At 58.0% G+C, this 14,438-nt stretch carries 8 protein-coding genes; 6 read left to right on the top strand and 2 right to left on the bottom strand.

The features are described from left to right. Position 1 precedes the first annotated feature (1 nt). The 5 genes from GJU83_RS16125 (at position 2) to GJU83_RS16105 (ending at position 10,572) form a co-directional block, all read left to right on the top strand. Complete coding sequence (locus tag GJU83_RS16125; protein ID WP_153634708.1) at positions 2–3,796, top strand: hypothetical protein; 3,795 nt, start codon at positions 2–4, stop codon at positions 3,794–3,796. Beyond that, complete coding sequence (locus tag GJU83_RS16120; RefSeq protein WP_153634707.1) at positions 3,793–7,638, top strand: hypothetical protein; 3,846 nt, start codon at positions 3,793–3,795, stop codon at positions 7,636–7,638. The genes GJU83_RS16125 and GJU83_RS16120 overlap by 4 nt, the downstream gene beginning before the upstream one ends. 14 nt (positions 7,639–7,652) lie before the next feature. Next, complete coding sequence (locus GJU83_RS16115; protein WP_153634706.1) at positions 7,653–8,369, top strand: sulfite exporter TauE/SafE family protein; 717 nt, start codon at positions 7,653–7,655, stop codon at positions 8,367–8,369. A gap of 311 nt (positions 8,370–8,680) precedes the next feature. Continuing rightward, positions 8,681–9,910 carry a hypothetical protein gene (locus GJU83_RS16110; RefSeq protein ID WP_153634705.1) on the top strand — a complete coding sequence of 410 codons (1,230 nt, stop codon included), beginning with the start codon at positions 8,681–8,683 and terminating at the stop codon, positions 9,908–9,910. Between the two features lie 419 nt (positions 9,911–10,329). Next, on the top strand, positions 10,330–10,572 hold the full coding sequence (locus GJU83_RS16105; RefSeq protein ID WP_153634704.1) for a hypothetical protein: 243 nt from the start codon (positions 10,330–10,332) through the stop codon (positions 10,570–10,572). 38 nt (positions 10,573–10,610) lie between these two features. Here GJU83_RS16105 and GJU83_RS16100 read toward each other — a convergent pair whose 3' ends face one another. Both GJU83_RS16100 and GJU83_RS16095 read right to left on the bottom strand, forming a co-directional pair. After that, on the bottom strand, positions 10,611–11,651 hold the full coding sequence (locus GJU83_RS16100; RefSeq protein ID WP_228715198.1) for a M14 family metallopeptidase: 1,041 nt from the start codon (positions 11,649–11,651) through the stop codon (positions 10,611–10,613). Beyond that, positions 11,648–13,132, bottom strand: coding sequence for a glutamate-cysteine ligase family protein (locus GJU83_RS16095; RefSeq protein WP_153634702.1), 1,485 nt, complete (start codon positions 13,130–13,132; stop codon positions 11,648–11,650). Before GJU83_RS16095 ends, GJU83_RS16100 begins: the two co-directional genes overlap by 4 nt. A gap of 257 nt (positions 13,133–13,389) precedes the next feature. On the opposite strand from GJU83_RS16095, the gene cysP reads away from it, so the two are divergent. Continuing rightward, complete coding sequence (cysP, locus tag GJU83_RS16090; RefSeq protein ID WP_153634701.1) at positions 13,390–14,424, top strand: thiosulfate ABC transporter substrate-binding protein CysP; 1,035 nt, start codon at positions 13,390–13,392, stop codon at positions 14,422–14,424. Positions 14,425–14,438 lie beyond the last annotated feature (14 nt).

The following is a 14,438-nucleotide window of genomic DNA, read 5'->3' as shown; positions in this document are numbered from 1 at the left end:
TATGTTCAAACACCTGTTGAAGAAAAAGACCCTCACGAAAGCGGTCTATGACGAACGATGGGCCTGGCTGGTTCGAGCGGATACTGACCTGGCCGCCGTCAATACCTGGGACCCGGATTTGCGGCGGAACAAACGCATCCTGGTTCCCATCGATGTTCAGGCCTATGTTGCAAAAGAATCCAACCCGGAGCCGTTGGTGTCCGTGACCGGTGGGCCTGGCGACCCTGCGCCTTTTGCTGAAGGGCAGGTTCCGGAAAATGGTGTTCACCTGCACTGGGCACTTCCCGATGCGCTCCTGAGGGGGGGCGAATCAGCTGCAGGCGGCGAGCTGGAAATGACAGAGCTTCCCAACCACTGGGTTGTGGTGCGAGCGCTTTTCCCCGTCGGGATTAAACGGCCCATGATAAGAGGCTGGGTGATCGATGCAAAAACCGCGAGCATTCGGCCTCTGGGCTCCTTTAACGGATCGAATTTCGGTACCTCGGAACAGCCTACCTATGAACCTCTGGACGGGACCGTAGGCGGATCGCCCCTCTGGACCGCGTCTTATCATGCCAGTGCCAATCGTTTCGCTTTCCATGATGCCCTGGAAGATCTGCCAGAACTTCGAAAGACCGCGAAAGACGGTTTTGAGAAAGATGCCGGTACCTACACCGTTGCGGGCTGGTATACGGACATGGACAAAGATCCGCTGGCGGTGGTTAGCAAAAAAGACTTGCTGGATGTGATGGCCGACCTTGGATGGTATCTGGATCCGGAAGCCGAGCCGCCCAGCAACGAACCGGATCTGGCCGTGTTGGAACGTCTGTTATCGAAAGGGGAGATGAAGCAGCCAGCTGAGGCAACTCCAACCAGTTTTGTGGCAAAAGGCCGTGTTGAATCTTTCACTTACGCCGACATGACTCCGGAAATGGGCCTGCCGGTGGATAAAGCCTCCAAGTTGTTTATTGCCCAGAAATCTCCCACCTTCATGTCGCTTTTTCACGGCATGATTTCCGGCGTGCCCATTGGAAAGAACTTGCCGGTCATTGACGAGCGACCATCCTCAGAGGCGCTGTCGGTCGCGGCCGGGTTTGATACGGATGATCTGGTTACCGCCCTCGGCGCAGATGCCATCGGCGATAGCGTTTCCCAGAGGCGTGCCGCTGAAATGCTGGCCGCTGCCTTCACCAGCGATTTGATGGACCGTATGGGCACTCAGGACGGCCTCCGGGATATTGCCGAGAGAGAGCACGACGACATGTTCAGCTCTCGTCCGGGCAAACCCTTGCCTGCAGCCAAACTCGATCACCTGCGCGTTGAGGACTCCGCGTCGGTTAACGCAACGTCAGTCGGGCGAAAGGGGCGAGCCAGGATGAGCAAGGAGAGCACCGCCGAACGGGTGTCGCCGCTGCCTCGTTGGCGTGACAAAGTTGTCTTTAGCGAGGAAATGCAAGCGCCCAAAGCTCCACCAATCGAGCTCAGATCCGATGCGATTCGGGGTGCGCTCAAAGACCGGCGCACCGTTGAACGACCCGCACCCCGTCTTTTCATGCCCCAGCCCCCGTCGCTGGCCATAAAAGGTGCCAAGCCAAGCCTGCGCCATCATTATGACGGACTCCACGATGATAATGGCCGTTTACGGTGCCGTTACCCCAATGAGGCGGTGAAAGGCATCAAAGGCGTGGTCAAGGCGAAAGACCTGGTGCCCACGCTGGGATCGGGCGCAATCCCGCCCGAAGTGTTGACCATCGTACGTGAAGCTCTGGTTCTGAATCCCTACTGCAGCCGCTGGCTGGCCAACGCTGCCACCGACAAGGACGAGGTTCGCCCGCAGTATCAGAGCCGCATTGAAGGAGAGATGCTCCGGCTCTACTCCGCAGATGGTCGCTACGACGGCAGCGGGGCGTACACCTTGTCTGGCAGCCTTGCGGATCCGCAAGCGCCGGGAAAGGAAACCTGGCAGCAATTCTCTTTTCGGGAGACGTCCCTTAAAAAACAAATCACGGCTGAGCTGGCCGTTGCTTCTTACCTTGAGGGGCTGAGCCCGAGCCCACTGGGAGTTACCGCCTGGCGTCAGCCCTGGGTGCCGCTTTGGCTGGAATGGCGGATTGAATTGGAGGGCTCGACTTCTTTGACTGATTGGCAGCTCGATGAACTGGACATGGTGCGAAAAACCGACGCCAATGATGTCCAGATGATTGAGATTGTTGGCCGTAGCCCGCTGCATCGGGGCCTGGGGACGGCTCTTCAGGCAGGTATCAGCCGCTGGATTGCGGCGGAGCAGGAGAGGGAGGCCACAGGCGATACGCTGACGGCATCCCAGGAAAACACATTGAATACCCTGGCGGATTTCATCAAACCCCAGGATCTGGCGTCGGCCTCTCTGGATGGGGTCAGGGAACAACTCCTGGGCCTGAACTATCTGGGCGGATTCTTCTCCACGCCTGGCGCCGATGACCGGCCAGAGGTTATTGCCGATCCTTTGACCTTGTTCGGGGGAACCATCTCCTTTAAGGCGCTTCGTTTGGTGGATGCATTTGGCCGGGTCCTTGATGTGCCTACCACGGACATTCAAACCACCACTCCCCTGGAAATTCCAGATGATACCTCTGCCATGAAGATGCCACTGCGCATCCAGGGGGGCGGGCGCTGGCTATTTCGGTTGGTCGACCCGGCCTACCAGGGCGATCCGGCACTGGCTCCTGAAGCCTTTGTGAATCAATTGGAGCCAACCTTGGCGGTTAACCCTGTTGCCGGCTTTCTGTTACCTGACCACATTGATGAATCTCTCGAAGCTTTTGATACGAGGGGTAATCCATTGGGCCAGATCAGTCATCATGAGCTGACCGGAGCGGTCCGCTGGGAGCCAGCTCCGGGGAGGCCCTTGCCCCCGGGCGCTGGCCCTATGGCCGATCTGCCGCCCGATGCAACGCCCGTGGGCAATCTTGTTTCCGGGGTAATCAGGACGGATGTGCAGCATCGGAAGGGGGAGCTACCGACTACCGAAAGCTCGCTGACAGGTTTGCTCAGGGCAATCGACACCACACTTTGGACAGTGGATACCTTCAGTACCTTGGGCTCATCATCGATTGCCGGCCTGGTGGGGCGTCCCATCGCTGTGGTCAAGGCGACACTGAGGTTGGATGTACCCGACGATCTTGACGATGTGCGAGTGGATTCAATTGAAACGGCGAATACCCGCAAGGCCGCGTTCGAGGCGCTCCGGGATCAGGCGTTTCCAGTACGGCTGGGCGATCTCCAGCGCAGCGACGATTCACTGCTCGGTTATTTTATTGATGACAACTACGACCAGTTCCATCTCGTCGACAAGTCCATCGGTGCGCTGGCTCGGGAGAGCGGTCGTCGCCGAGGGCAGTTGGGTTTGCTGGGCAAGGTTCACGTGCCGGATGTCCAGCCACTGGACCATCCTTATCTGGTTGATGAGGATATCTTCTACGTCCGGCCCGGTACCTGCCATACGCTGACGCTGCTGATGCTGCCTGCTGGCAAGGTGCACCTTACCTCCGGCGTTCTGCCGAGAAAGTCACTGGCTCTCAATGACGCGTGGATCAATGATGGCCTGAAGCGCGTGATCCCCTCTGTTCGGGTAGGTCCGGTGCTTGTTGATCCTGAAGAGATTCGGTTACCCAAGGTCAATCTTCTGGGCGAGAAGCAACAGTTCACCCGTCGGACCGGCCCCTTGACCTGGCGAGACGACCCCATCGTTGCCGCGACGCAGTCAGCACTTCTGCCAAGAACACCTCACGAGTTCCAGGAGGGCTGGATTCGGATCATTGAGGAGGATCAGTCATGAGTGATGTAACGGTTGATCCTGCTCTCGCTCAGGAACGAGCGCTTGCACGGCGCCGCAAGAGGAAAGCCGAGAAGCGAAAAAACGCGGTCGCGAGGGATAGCTTCTTAACATCAATTTCGGGTTCACCCGACAAACAGGCCTTGGCGGCCTCCATGAAGGCGTTAATGGAGCGCGAGGGTATTGGTCCATTCGGCGAACCTCCGGCCCGAACGTCTGCCCGTTCTTCGGCTGGCCCTGACGCCGCCCCCATGGCGTTTCCCGCCAACAATACCAATCGGTGGGTGCCGATCGGGCCCTCGGTGGTTCGTCAGGGGCAGGCTGAGGGCAGGCCGCGAGTGTCTGGCCGGGTTCGTGATCTGGCCGTAAGCCCTGATGGCCAACGCGCCTACGCAGGCACGGCCAAAGGTGGCGTCTGGTATACCGGCGACGGTGGCGCTACCTGGGAACCCCTGGGGGGCTGGGCCAACGAGCCCAGGCGGTTCGGTGGCAACACCAGCGCATTCGCCTGTGGGTGTTTACTGGTGAACTTCGGTGCCAACGCCGGTGCTGATTTTGTGATGGTGGGTACCGGTGAATTCGACGCGATGCAGGGTGTTGATGGCGCTGATGCAATTCGCGGGGTTGGCATTCTCGCCGCATCAGGACCCGCCGCCGGTGCGGTCAGTTCGGACCCCTGGGAAACTGCGACGGGCATTGCCGCTCTGGAGGGCGTGTCGATAACACGCATGGTACGCGTTCCCGGCTCCGCACCCGGAGCTGCCGGAGATCGTGTGATCGCAGCCACTTCAGGTGGTCGGGATCTTGGCTGGAACATCCAGGGCGGCGGACTTTATCTGGGCACTCGATCCATGGTTGGCGGTAACCTCTCGTTTACCTGGTCAGCCCTGCCGTTGCCTGCCCCCGCGCCATCGCCGCCCGCAAACGGGGCCGCCATGGCCCCGGTCAATCGCGCGCCGACCGATCTGTGTTATGTCGGAAATCGACTGTTTGTGTGTTTTCGAAGCTCAGGCATTGCGTTCTCAGACGATCACGGCAACACATTTAACTGGATTACGCAGAACTTTCTTCCGGCACCGACTGTCCCGGCCACGGGAAGATTGGATGGAAGAATGAGCATGGCGGTGAATGATGACAACACCGCTTTGTATATTCTCGGTGAGGTGACCACTAATCCCGCCGGTGGGAATCCTGTGCCCCATATCTGGCAAATAGCAAATCCGGGTGATGCCGCGCCCGTTGCCAACCCATTGAATAACGTTCCATCCGCCGCCAATCTCTGGCCCGGCCAGCGTGACTATGATCAGGCCATCGTCGTTACGACCCGGAATACGGCTCTGGTTCCACCGCCGGTACGCACAGACCGGGTCTATATCGGCGGGTCGCTCATTCAGGTCAATAACTGGAACGCGTCCATTTGGGCTTTCGACGTGAATGGCAACAACCTCGTACCGTCTCCGGGCGTTTCCGATCAGCCAGTCGGCACGAACGCAGGAGCCACACAGCCTGGTCTGATCGGTGATGCAGTCCACCCGGACGTTCATTCTCTCAGGAAAGCCACCAATGCAGATGGATCCCGGCAAATCTGGGTGGGTTGCGATGGCGGCGTGTTCGTTTCCCTGCGCGATGGGCAAACCAATACCTTCAGCAGCCGAAACGTAGGCCTTGCGTCCATCGAATCTATCTTCAGTGCCAGTCATCCCACCTCCAGCCATTTTTCGATGCTCGGTTGTCAGGACAATGGCCGACAGGTCCGGGTGGGAAGCACCGTCTGGGAGATGAAGACGTCGATGCAGGGCGACGGTGGTGGGGTAACATTTCACCCGGTTCAGTCCCACTACGTGATGGGGCAATTTGCCAATGCGGATTGGGCCTGTGACCCGGCGGGCCGATACCGAGCGCCGTGTAATCTGATCAACAACGATCCGGAGTCCAATGCCAGTAACTTCTATTCGGGTATCGATACTGTTCGACGTGCGGCAGGGAACCTGGGAAGGGTAGCGCTGGGGACCAACAGGGTTTGGGTGACCGACAATCTGGGTACCAGCAACCCGAACACGTGGAGAGTGTTACCCATAACCGCCGCTGGCACCTTTGTGCAGTGGCGGGATGGCCGTCCGGGCAACCGAACCCCGAGCACTGCAGCCAACATGGCCTTTGGGGTACCGCCAGCAGGTTTTGGGCCGGTGGTCACGGTGAAATGGGTCGATGAGCGCACTCTGTTGGCCTTATTTAATCAGGGGGTTATCCGTTACAGCGAGGATCCCGGTAATGCGGGGCGTTGGACGTCAACCGCGTTGATCGGCCCGGGCGTTGCGGCGCCGGCTGCGCCACTGGTAACACCGCAGGCTACGTTTTTCACAGATATTGCTCCAGTTCCGGGAACCAGCGATTTCTATCTCGTGACAACCGGCCAGACCAATACCTGGACACCGGCGGTTCCAGCTACGCCAACATCCGCAGCGGTGGCTGCCGTTTCGCCAACCGCTGCTGCAGACTCCTGTTTTTATTACGATGACGCTGCTGGCGGTTGTCGGCTGACAGGCCTGGGTCAGGCCCTGCCACCCATGCCCCCTCTCGCAACCAGTCCGATCGATCCGGCGTATTCGGTTACGGTTGACCCGGCGAATCCCAATACCGTGTACGTTGGTACGTCGACAGCGGTATGGACGGCAACCAGAATCGCGGGCAATGCCCATGGCCCATGGCAGCTGTTTGTGAACGGTCTGCCGGAAGCGGTCGTGCAGGACCTTCACATCTGGCAAGATCCGTCCGGCGCGGGCACGTCGCCGAGGTTGATGAGGGCCACCTTGCAGTCCCGGGGCGTTTGGGAGGTCAATCTCGCTGCAGCTGAGCCCGCCCGAACCTATGTGCGGGTGCACCCAAGGGATGACCGCCGCATGTTCCCGACCCCCATGCAAAATCCGCGTCGTCGTCCCGGGGCCACGGCGGAGCCGTTTTTCGCGAGCCCGGATATCGTTGTACGGCCAGAGGCACCGGTAGGGACAGCGCCATCGTTCCGGGGAACCAACATCTGGAACGGCAATCTGCGCTACCAGCTCTGGACGTTCCAGACCGCCTTCCGGTGGATTTACCCCAGCGTTATCCCAAATGGTGAGTGGAGTGACCAAATGGGTGATCTTGTTGAGCGCCACCGCCGCTTGAGAGGCATTGCAAACCCGGGCGCAAGACGAATAGATGCTGCCTTGTGGGCTGACGTCATGGCCAACGCACTTGACGAGAACGGCTCGCCGGGTGTCTACAGGGCACCCTGGCAAAATGCAGCCGTACCGGCGTTACCCGGTTCGGAGATTGACCTGATGGAAACAGTGGTACCCCGGCGAGTCAGGAACTCAGTCTGGCAGGTATACCGCGAGCGAAGCACCGTTGATGTCTTGCTGCACCATCGAGACACCCGGCCGGTAGCAGCAAACGGAGCGTTTGTGGTGCTGTTATGGCGTTCCGGAGCCTCTCAAAACACGTTGCTGGGAACGGATTGCACAAACGTCGTGCCCTTTGTCCGCAGCCTGACCGGCGGAGCGCCGCAGCCAACACCTCCGGGATGGAACGTGGCGCTGGCGGCTGACGGCACGCCATTGAACCGTTTGTCGGTTGACCTGGCTGCTCGAATGCCACGAGCCGTGTCGATCAACGTGGACTTTTCCGGCGTTTCGACCGGTCATCGGATACTGCTCCTGGCTGTTGTCGGCTCAACAAACGATGTTTTTTCGGCAGTACCAACGGGTCCGGTTACCTCCGTGGAGAATCTGGTGCGCAACTGGCCCCATGCTGCGGCACGGGTTGTCAGCGTCTGGCCTCGACCCGGCAATCAACTTTTCCCTTAAGCAAGGACGCACCGATGGAACTTGATGCGATATCTCTGATCCTTCTGGCGCTGGCCATCCCGGCGTCGTTTATTGTCTCCGCTGCAGCGGGCCTCGGCGGTTCCCTGATTCTGGTGCCCGCCATGATGATGGCCATCGGTACCAAAGAGGGGATCGCCGTGGCTGCTTTGTTGTTGGCCTGCAACAACGTTGCGAAGGTGGCGGTTTACCGGAAAACCCTGCCCTGGAGGGCCTCCGGCGCTGTCATCATCGCAGTTCTGCTGGGCACCGCACTGGGCGCGACTCTGATGCTTAAACTGCCAGAGCTATGGATTCGGTATGCCGTTGCGCTGGTGATTGTTGTCACCCTCTTGTGGGAGTTTTCGCCCTATCATCGCGCGAAAAAAGCCTGGGGGGTTGGGCTAGCGTTCTGTTCTGGCGCTACCTCAGGTATTTCAGGTACTTCGGGGCCGCTCAAGGGCGTTGCACTTCGCAGCCTGCAGCTTGAGCGTTTTTACTTTGTGGGCGCCGCCTCTCTGGTGTCCCTGGTCGGCGACACGACCAAGGCCGTGGTGTTCAGTCAGTCCGGCTTGCTGCAAACCGAGCATCTGGTTCTGGCAGGTATTCTGGTACCGGTAATGGCGGGTTGTACCTTGCTGGGAAGAACCATCAACAGGAAACTGGGAGAACGCTGGTATAGCGTTCTGTTCTGGACCGTAATGGGCGGCTATATCTTGCGACTGGTGACATAAATGGCGGACCCAAAAGAGAAGAAGGGAGTGGGAAAACACCATTCTTTGACTGACCAGGCACCTGAAAAGCAACCTGCACGAGACGCAGCCGACAAGGTGGCCTCCGGACAACCGGCTGAAAAACCTGATTTCGATCAGAAAGATCAAAACATTTCGCCGCGTCGAAAGGCGCCGGGGCCCGGAAAAATCTCTCGTCCGTCATCGGAAAGCCAGCCGGAGCCGGAAGCCGAGGGAGAACCGGATGAGCAAACATCGGCACCGCCTGAGGCCGTCATCGATGAGGGTTCAAAAGGCCGGAAAGGCAAGAAGCCATGACAGCTATCGTCGATACCAAGCGGTTGAACAGCGGCGACACCGGGGGACAGGCAGGTACAATCCTGGAACCCGCTTTGGCATGCTCAGGTAAACGCATTATCGTCACGGGCAACTGGTTCTGTTCCCGATCCACCGATGGTGGCGACAACTGGGTGTTTGTAGACCCCTATACGGAATTGCCTCCCGCAGGTGCTGGATTCTGTTGCGATCAGCTCATTCACTACTGCTCTTCCAGACGGCTCTGGATCTGGCTTCTGCAGTTTTCCAAGACCACCCAAGGAAACCTGATTCGTGTCGCTGTCAGTTCATCCGGCGCGCCTGGTACATGGACCTGGTGGGATACAACTCCGACGGACATCGACGAACAGTGGTCGGGGACCTGGCTGGATTACCCCGATCTGGCCGAATCAGATAACCACCTCTTGCTGTCGTTCAACGTGTTCAGCACAACCACGGACCGCTGGCAAAGAGCGGTGGTGTTACGACTGTCCCTGGATCAATTGAAGGCGCGTGAAGCGATCTCCCGGGAAGCCTGGTCAACCGAAGAATTCGGATCTCTCCGTTTTTGTCGGGGCATGGGAAGTACGGCGATCTTTGCCAGCTTGAGCTACTTTCAGCCATCTATCGAGGTGTTCCGATGGCCTGACGACGAAGAGGATGTCTCGCAAGTTTCCGTCGCTGTGAGGCATTGGCGTGACGGCCCCTACGCAAAACCTGATGATGCGACAAGTCAATGGATGAATCGCATGGATGATCGCGTTCTCGGAGCGTGGGAGTCAGGCGGTGTTCTTGGTTTCGTCTGGGTGGCCTCGGCGGATGTTCAGCACCCTTTTCCCTTCGTACGCGTGGTGAGAATCCGGAAGAGTTCGAATGAGCTGATTGATGAGCCCGATCTGTGGAATTCGGACCGGGCCTGGGCTTATCCGTCCGTTTGCCCGAACCAACGGGGCGATGTGGGCATAGTAGCGGTGTGCGGTGCCGGAGGCAGCCATCCAACGCTGGGGGTTGGGTGGCTGGATGACAGCGATTCAAATGCTTTGCCAAACTGGCAGATGGCTCTGGGGGATGCCTCTAGCCACCAGCCCCACGCTCGAGCATGGGGAGACTACCTCGATATCCAGCCAGACCCACGCCGTAAAACCTATTGGATGGCGTCCGCCTTTACTCTTCAGGGAGGTGGGGGAAGGGCAAATATTGTTCCGCAGGTTCTGACATTCAAGCCATAAAACCATTGGCTGCCTGAGCGTTATTTTGTGGGAGGAACAGTTGGACGAACGGCTACTTATAACCCTTGACCGTCTGAGGAGGAGATACGGCCCCATGATGGTTAACAACTACTAAGAGAGGATACCCGATGAACTCAGCCGTCGTTCGCATATTTTCCATTTTCGCCGTTTTGCTCGCGTTTCTTACAAGCGCCGCCTCGGCTGAGCAGAATCTTTACCAGCAGTTGGCGAAGATGGCCGGGGAGTGTCGGTCCGCAAGGAGTGTAGAATGTACTCAAGCATGCCTGCGCCCGTCGAGGGAGCTCAGGCACGGCAAGACGGTTCCAGAATCCGACATTGAGGCATGTCGGGCAGCCTATGCGAGTTTTGAATCGACCAAACCCACCCCCGAGCCGGTCTGGGAGCCCGAGTATGTGCCAATGCCAGATGTAGTCGGCATTTTCCGTGGGGCTTTGGTTGACGCCAAAGGACGCGATGACTGGAAACGTTATTGCCGCTCCTCAGCTCAGATCAATGGCAAGGCACTCCAGATGCGAGGTATCTCCAAAGGCGCGACTGTGAGGGTGTCGGGGGTTCGCTACGTCACCAACCCGACACGCAGCTTCGACAGGGCCAAACTCGCATGCCACGCCGACAGCGTTGAAGTAGTGTCCAACCCCTGATTGGAGGGATGAAAGGGGCGCTTGCCTTTTGTTTCTTGTCAGAAAATGGGCTCACCAGTCGCCTTGACCGCGTAGAAGAGGCAATCGCTCTTTGCAATCACCGGGTTGGTGGTAATCATAAAGGCTTTGATGGCCTGCGCGGGGAAGATTTTCCCCTCTCTGACCTGAAAAACCTGCTCCATGTTCTCTGTCCGGTTATGGCCGATGGCGTTGAGTACGCTGAGGCCTTTTTTTCCAATCCATCCCAGCGGCTCATTTGGCGATACGATCCCGAAATTTCGGTGTTCGATGTCTGGTGGCAAAGTGAGGTCAGCCCGGCCGGAGGGTTCAGTAAGATATTCTATGGTTGCTTCCGGAACCAACTCCACCCGAATCGGATTTCTTAGTACCTCCACGTCCCACTCCGCCTTTTCAAGTGATAACACGTCTGGCCTTGAGGCATACCGCACGAGGCCCTCATACGCCAATTGATGGGCCTGATCATCTTGGGACCCACCACATTCGATGGTTACCGTTGGGACTTCCTGCTCGGAGTATTCCATCAGGGCACCGAGGCGAAGATCTGTCATTATGAGGCGGTCTGTGAACAGAGAGGTCAACGCCTGGTGGGCCGCATCATTGGTGATGGTCACCGCGAAAGCCGGCCCTGTGCCTGAGGTGTTGTGTACGTCCAGCAAGCATTCCGGGTTCGCGTCATGAAGTTCTGACAGCATGGCCTTTGCAATCGCGCCTTCCTCTCCCGCGAACGGTTCTTTGAAACAGCGGTTGAGGTCACGTCCCGCAGGAAGCTGTCGCAGTGAGAGGGTGGGCGGGATTTTCGCAGGGTAGACGCCGCCCAGGAGAAACAGCATGTTGACCTCAGGGGTGTGCTGCTCAAGCAGCCAACGGTGAAGCGCAAACAGGCCCGAAGGCTCATTACCGTGAAGCAGCGTCGCCATGGCCCGGGTGCGGGAGCGATCGCGACCAGCAACACGGACAACCGTGGGTTTCTGCAGCTGCTCCAGCCATTCAAGAGGGGAGCGGCCCAGCATGCGGGGTGAGGGATCATGCAGATAATCGAGTACGTTCGAGTTGCTCACGGTGACAATGTCCATTCATGGATCGGCGTATTTTTCTTCTGGTTGGCCATGTAAAGAGACAGCATAGTTCGGAAGGCGTCATCGGGGCTTACAGTCTTGAACAGGGACTCGGTGATGTGGCGCTGCCACCGGGCGCCCGACATGGCTGTTTCAATGCGGCCTTCGATGATTCCCAGCAGGCGGCGTATTTCCGATTCGTCCACGGCTGTCTGCGCAAGGGCTTCACAGGCCCGGGGCAGAAGCTCCCGGGCAACGGTTAACAGGGGCGTATCCTGCAACTGCACCTGATCCTTGTGAGGCCAGATGATTTCTGCCCCGACGCCATATTTTGCGGCGCGGTAAAAATTGTGTTCGGTGTAATGGAAGGGGAGTATCGACGTCAGATGGCCGATGTCATCCAGCACGGCCAATGCTGCCCCTATTATGAACAGTCCGTTCGCGCACATATCAGCGGCAGTTGGGCCTGCAGGCATGGAGCGAATCTCAATGCGTAGATGGCCGCCTTCGGTATGGTCATAGATGGCCCGGTTCCAGGGCCAGGTGGTTCCCTGGTGCAGTCGCAGTTCGGCCAGTTTTGGCACTTCGCCACGATCAATCACCGCCATCGGATCTTCCTCCGACATCAGGGGAATGATGGGTGGGTAGAGCGATGCCGAGGCGGCAAAAAGCTCCCAGGCGCTGCGCGTCCAACCGTTTCCGTAATAGACCCGTGGCGGATGGCGCCAGGTTTTATGGTTGGGTGATCGGCTGTCGATGGATTGTTTGAACAAGGCAATCCGGGTTTCGTCCCACAGGTGGTGGCCAAACAGACTGGGTGAGTTGCTCGCCAGAGCGAGGACCACCGGCGTGACGAGTTGTACGGCATTGAAATAATCCACAAAACGATGGGCTGGCACGCGCCAGTGCAACTGGAAAGAGGTGTTGGCGCCTTCCATGTAGACATCGTCGGCCTCCAGGTTAATCACATCGTTACCGCCAATATGGATGCTGAACGGCTCGCCCCGTTGTTCGAGCAATGCTTTGGATAGCGCGTGATAACGAGGTTCGTCTGTCATCACCTGCGCACCCATGTCGGACTGGCGAAGTGTCGGCAAAATGCCGATCGGTACCAACTCTCCATCCAATGGCGCGGCGTGCTCATCGATTCTCCGAATCGCAGTGAGCAGCTCCTGCTCCGTTCTGGCAAACGGTGATCCCTTGAAGGCCTGGGGGCTGAGGTTGTATTCGAGATTGAAGCGGTTGAGCTCAACCGTAAGCTGGGGGTCCTGGACTCTGGCGGCAATGTCGGTGTTGATTGGTTGCACGCGCAGGTCAGAGTTTACGATGTAGAACTCTACCTCGGCGCCAATGGAACTCTCACCCTCACCAAAGCCGGGCCGGTTCAAAAGACGAGTGAGCGCTTTCAGGTCTGTGCGGACCTTGGCGGCAAAACGTTCAAAGTCTTCCGGCGCAAATTCCGTTGTCTTGATCGACAGTCCCACGGCAACGTCTTCTCCAGCGCTGACTTACCTTGATAGTAGTGGAAGATGCGCCGGGTACCAGTCCGGCGCGATCAAATTTGACGCCTGTCTGTAACAGATGCCTCTTATAACTTTAAGTTTTTACGGCAGCAATAAATCATCTAGTTAAGGCATTGTTGTTTTAGAACTCCGACCTTATCTTTGCGTTCTAACAAAGCGCCATCTTTATTCCTCTGGCGTATATCAAGATTCCGAGTTAACTGGGAGCTCTGCCTACTATGCCGAATTCAATTTTTTCTGGTTCCAAAGCCCGTAAGGGCCTGTGGTTCAGTGCGCTGGCGTTGGCGTTCTCGCTGACGGGGCCGGCTTCTGCCCAGGAGCGTGAGCTTCTGAACTCCTCCTACGATATTGCGCGCGAGCTGTTTGCCGAATACAACGTTCTGTTCCAGGACTACTGGAAGGAAAAAACAGGCGAGACAGTCGATATCCAGCAGTCACATGCTGGCTCCTCCAAGCAGGCGCGCGCCATTCTTCAGGGCCTCGGTGCCGATGTGGTGACCTACAACCAGGTCACTGACGTGAACATTCTCGCCGAGCGCGGCAACCTGATTCCCGAGGATTGGGCATCACGCCTGCCGAACAACAGCTCTCCTTACTATTCCACCATGGCGTTCCTGGTGCGTGAGGGTAACCCCAAGAACATCCAGAACTGGGATGATCTGATCCGGGAAGACGTCGAGCTGATCATGCCGAACCCGAAAACCTCCGGTAACGGCCGCTACACCTACCTGGCGGCGCTGGGCTTCGCCCAGGACAAGTTCGGTGACGACCAGGAGAAGATTGACGCGTTCCTGAGCGATCTGCTTGGTCAGGTGAAGGTCTTCGACTCCGGCGGCCGTGGCGCCACCACCACGTTTGTCGAGCGCGGCCTGGGTGATGTGCTGCTGACCTTTGAGTCCGAAGTAAACAACATCCCGGAGCTGAACCCGGACAAGAACTTCCAGGTTGTGGTTCCGAAAGTGAGTTTCCTGGCCGAGTTTCCGGTGACCTGGATCGACAAGAACATTGAGAAGAAGGGCACAGAAGAATTGGCTCAAGCTTACTTGAAGCATCTTTACTCCGAAGAAGCCCAGCGCCTGCTGGCCGGCTTCAACTACCGGGTGCATAACGAAACCGTGAAAGCGGAAGTGGCTGACAAGTTCCCGGAACTGAAGCTGATGCCGATTCAGGACATCGCCGGCAGTTGGGAAAACGCCATGGAGACCCACTTTGCCAGTGGCGGCAAGCTGGACCAGTTGCAGCGTCGCCGCTAAGGGATGCGCATCTG

The sequence above is a fragment of the Marinobacter salsuginis genome (assembly GCF_009617755.1).
In the GTDB taxonomy this organism is placed as follows: domain Bacteria; phylum Pseudomonadota; class Gammaproteobacteria; order Pseudomonadales; family Oleiphilaceae; genus Marinobacter; species Marinobacter salsuginis.
Note: the sequence above shows the minus strand (reverse complement) of the source record. Positions and strands in the feature narration are given on the sequence as shown.

Coding starts and splice junctions, on each gene's coding strand:
- GJU83_RS16115 (WP_153634706.1), top strand. CDS start 7,653: ATGGAACTTGATGCGATATCTCTGATCCTTCTGGCGCTGGCCATCCCG.
- GJU83_RS16125 (WP_153634708.1), top strand. CDS start 2: ATGTTCAAACACCTGTTGAAGAAAAAGACCCTCACGAAAGCGGTCTAT.
- GJU83_RS16110 (WP_153634705.1), top strand. CDS start 8,681: ATGACAGCTATCGTCGATACCAAGCGGTTGAACAGCGGCGACACCGGG.
- cysP (WP_153634701.1), top strand. CDS start 13,390: ATGCCGAATTCAATTTTTTCTGGTTCCAAAGCCCGTAAGGGCCTGTGG.
- GJU83_RS16120 (WP_153634707.1), top strand. CDS start 3,793: ATGAGTGATGTAACGGTTGATCCTGCTCTCGCTCAGGAACGAGCGCTT.
- GJU83_RS16105 (WP_153634704.1), top strand. CDS start 10,330: ATGCCAGATGTAGTCGGCATTTTCCGTGGGGCTTTGGTTGACGCCAAA.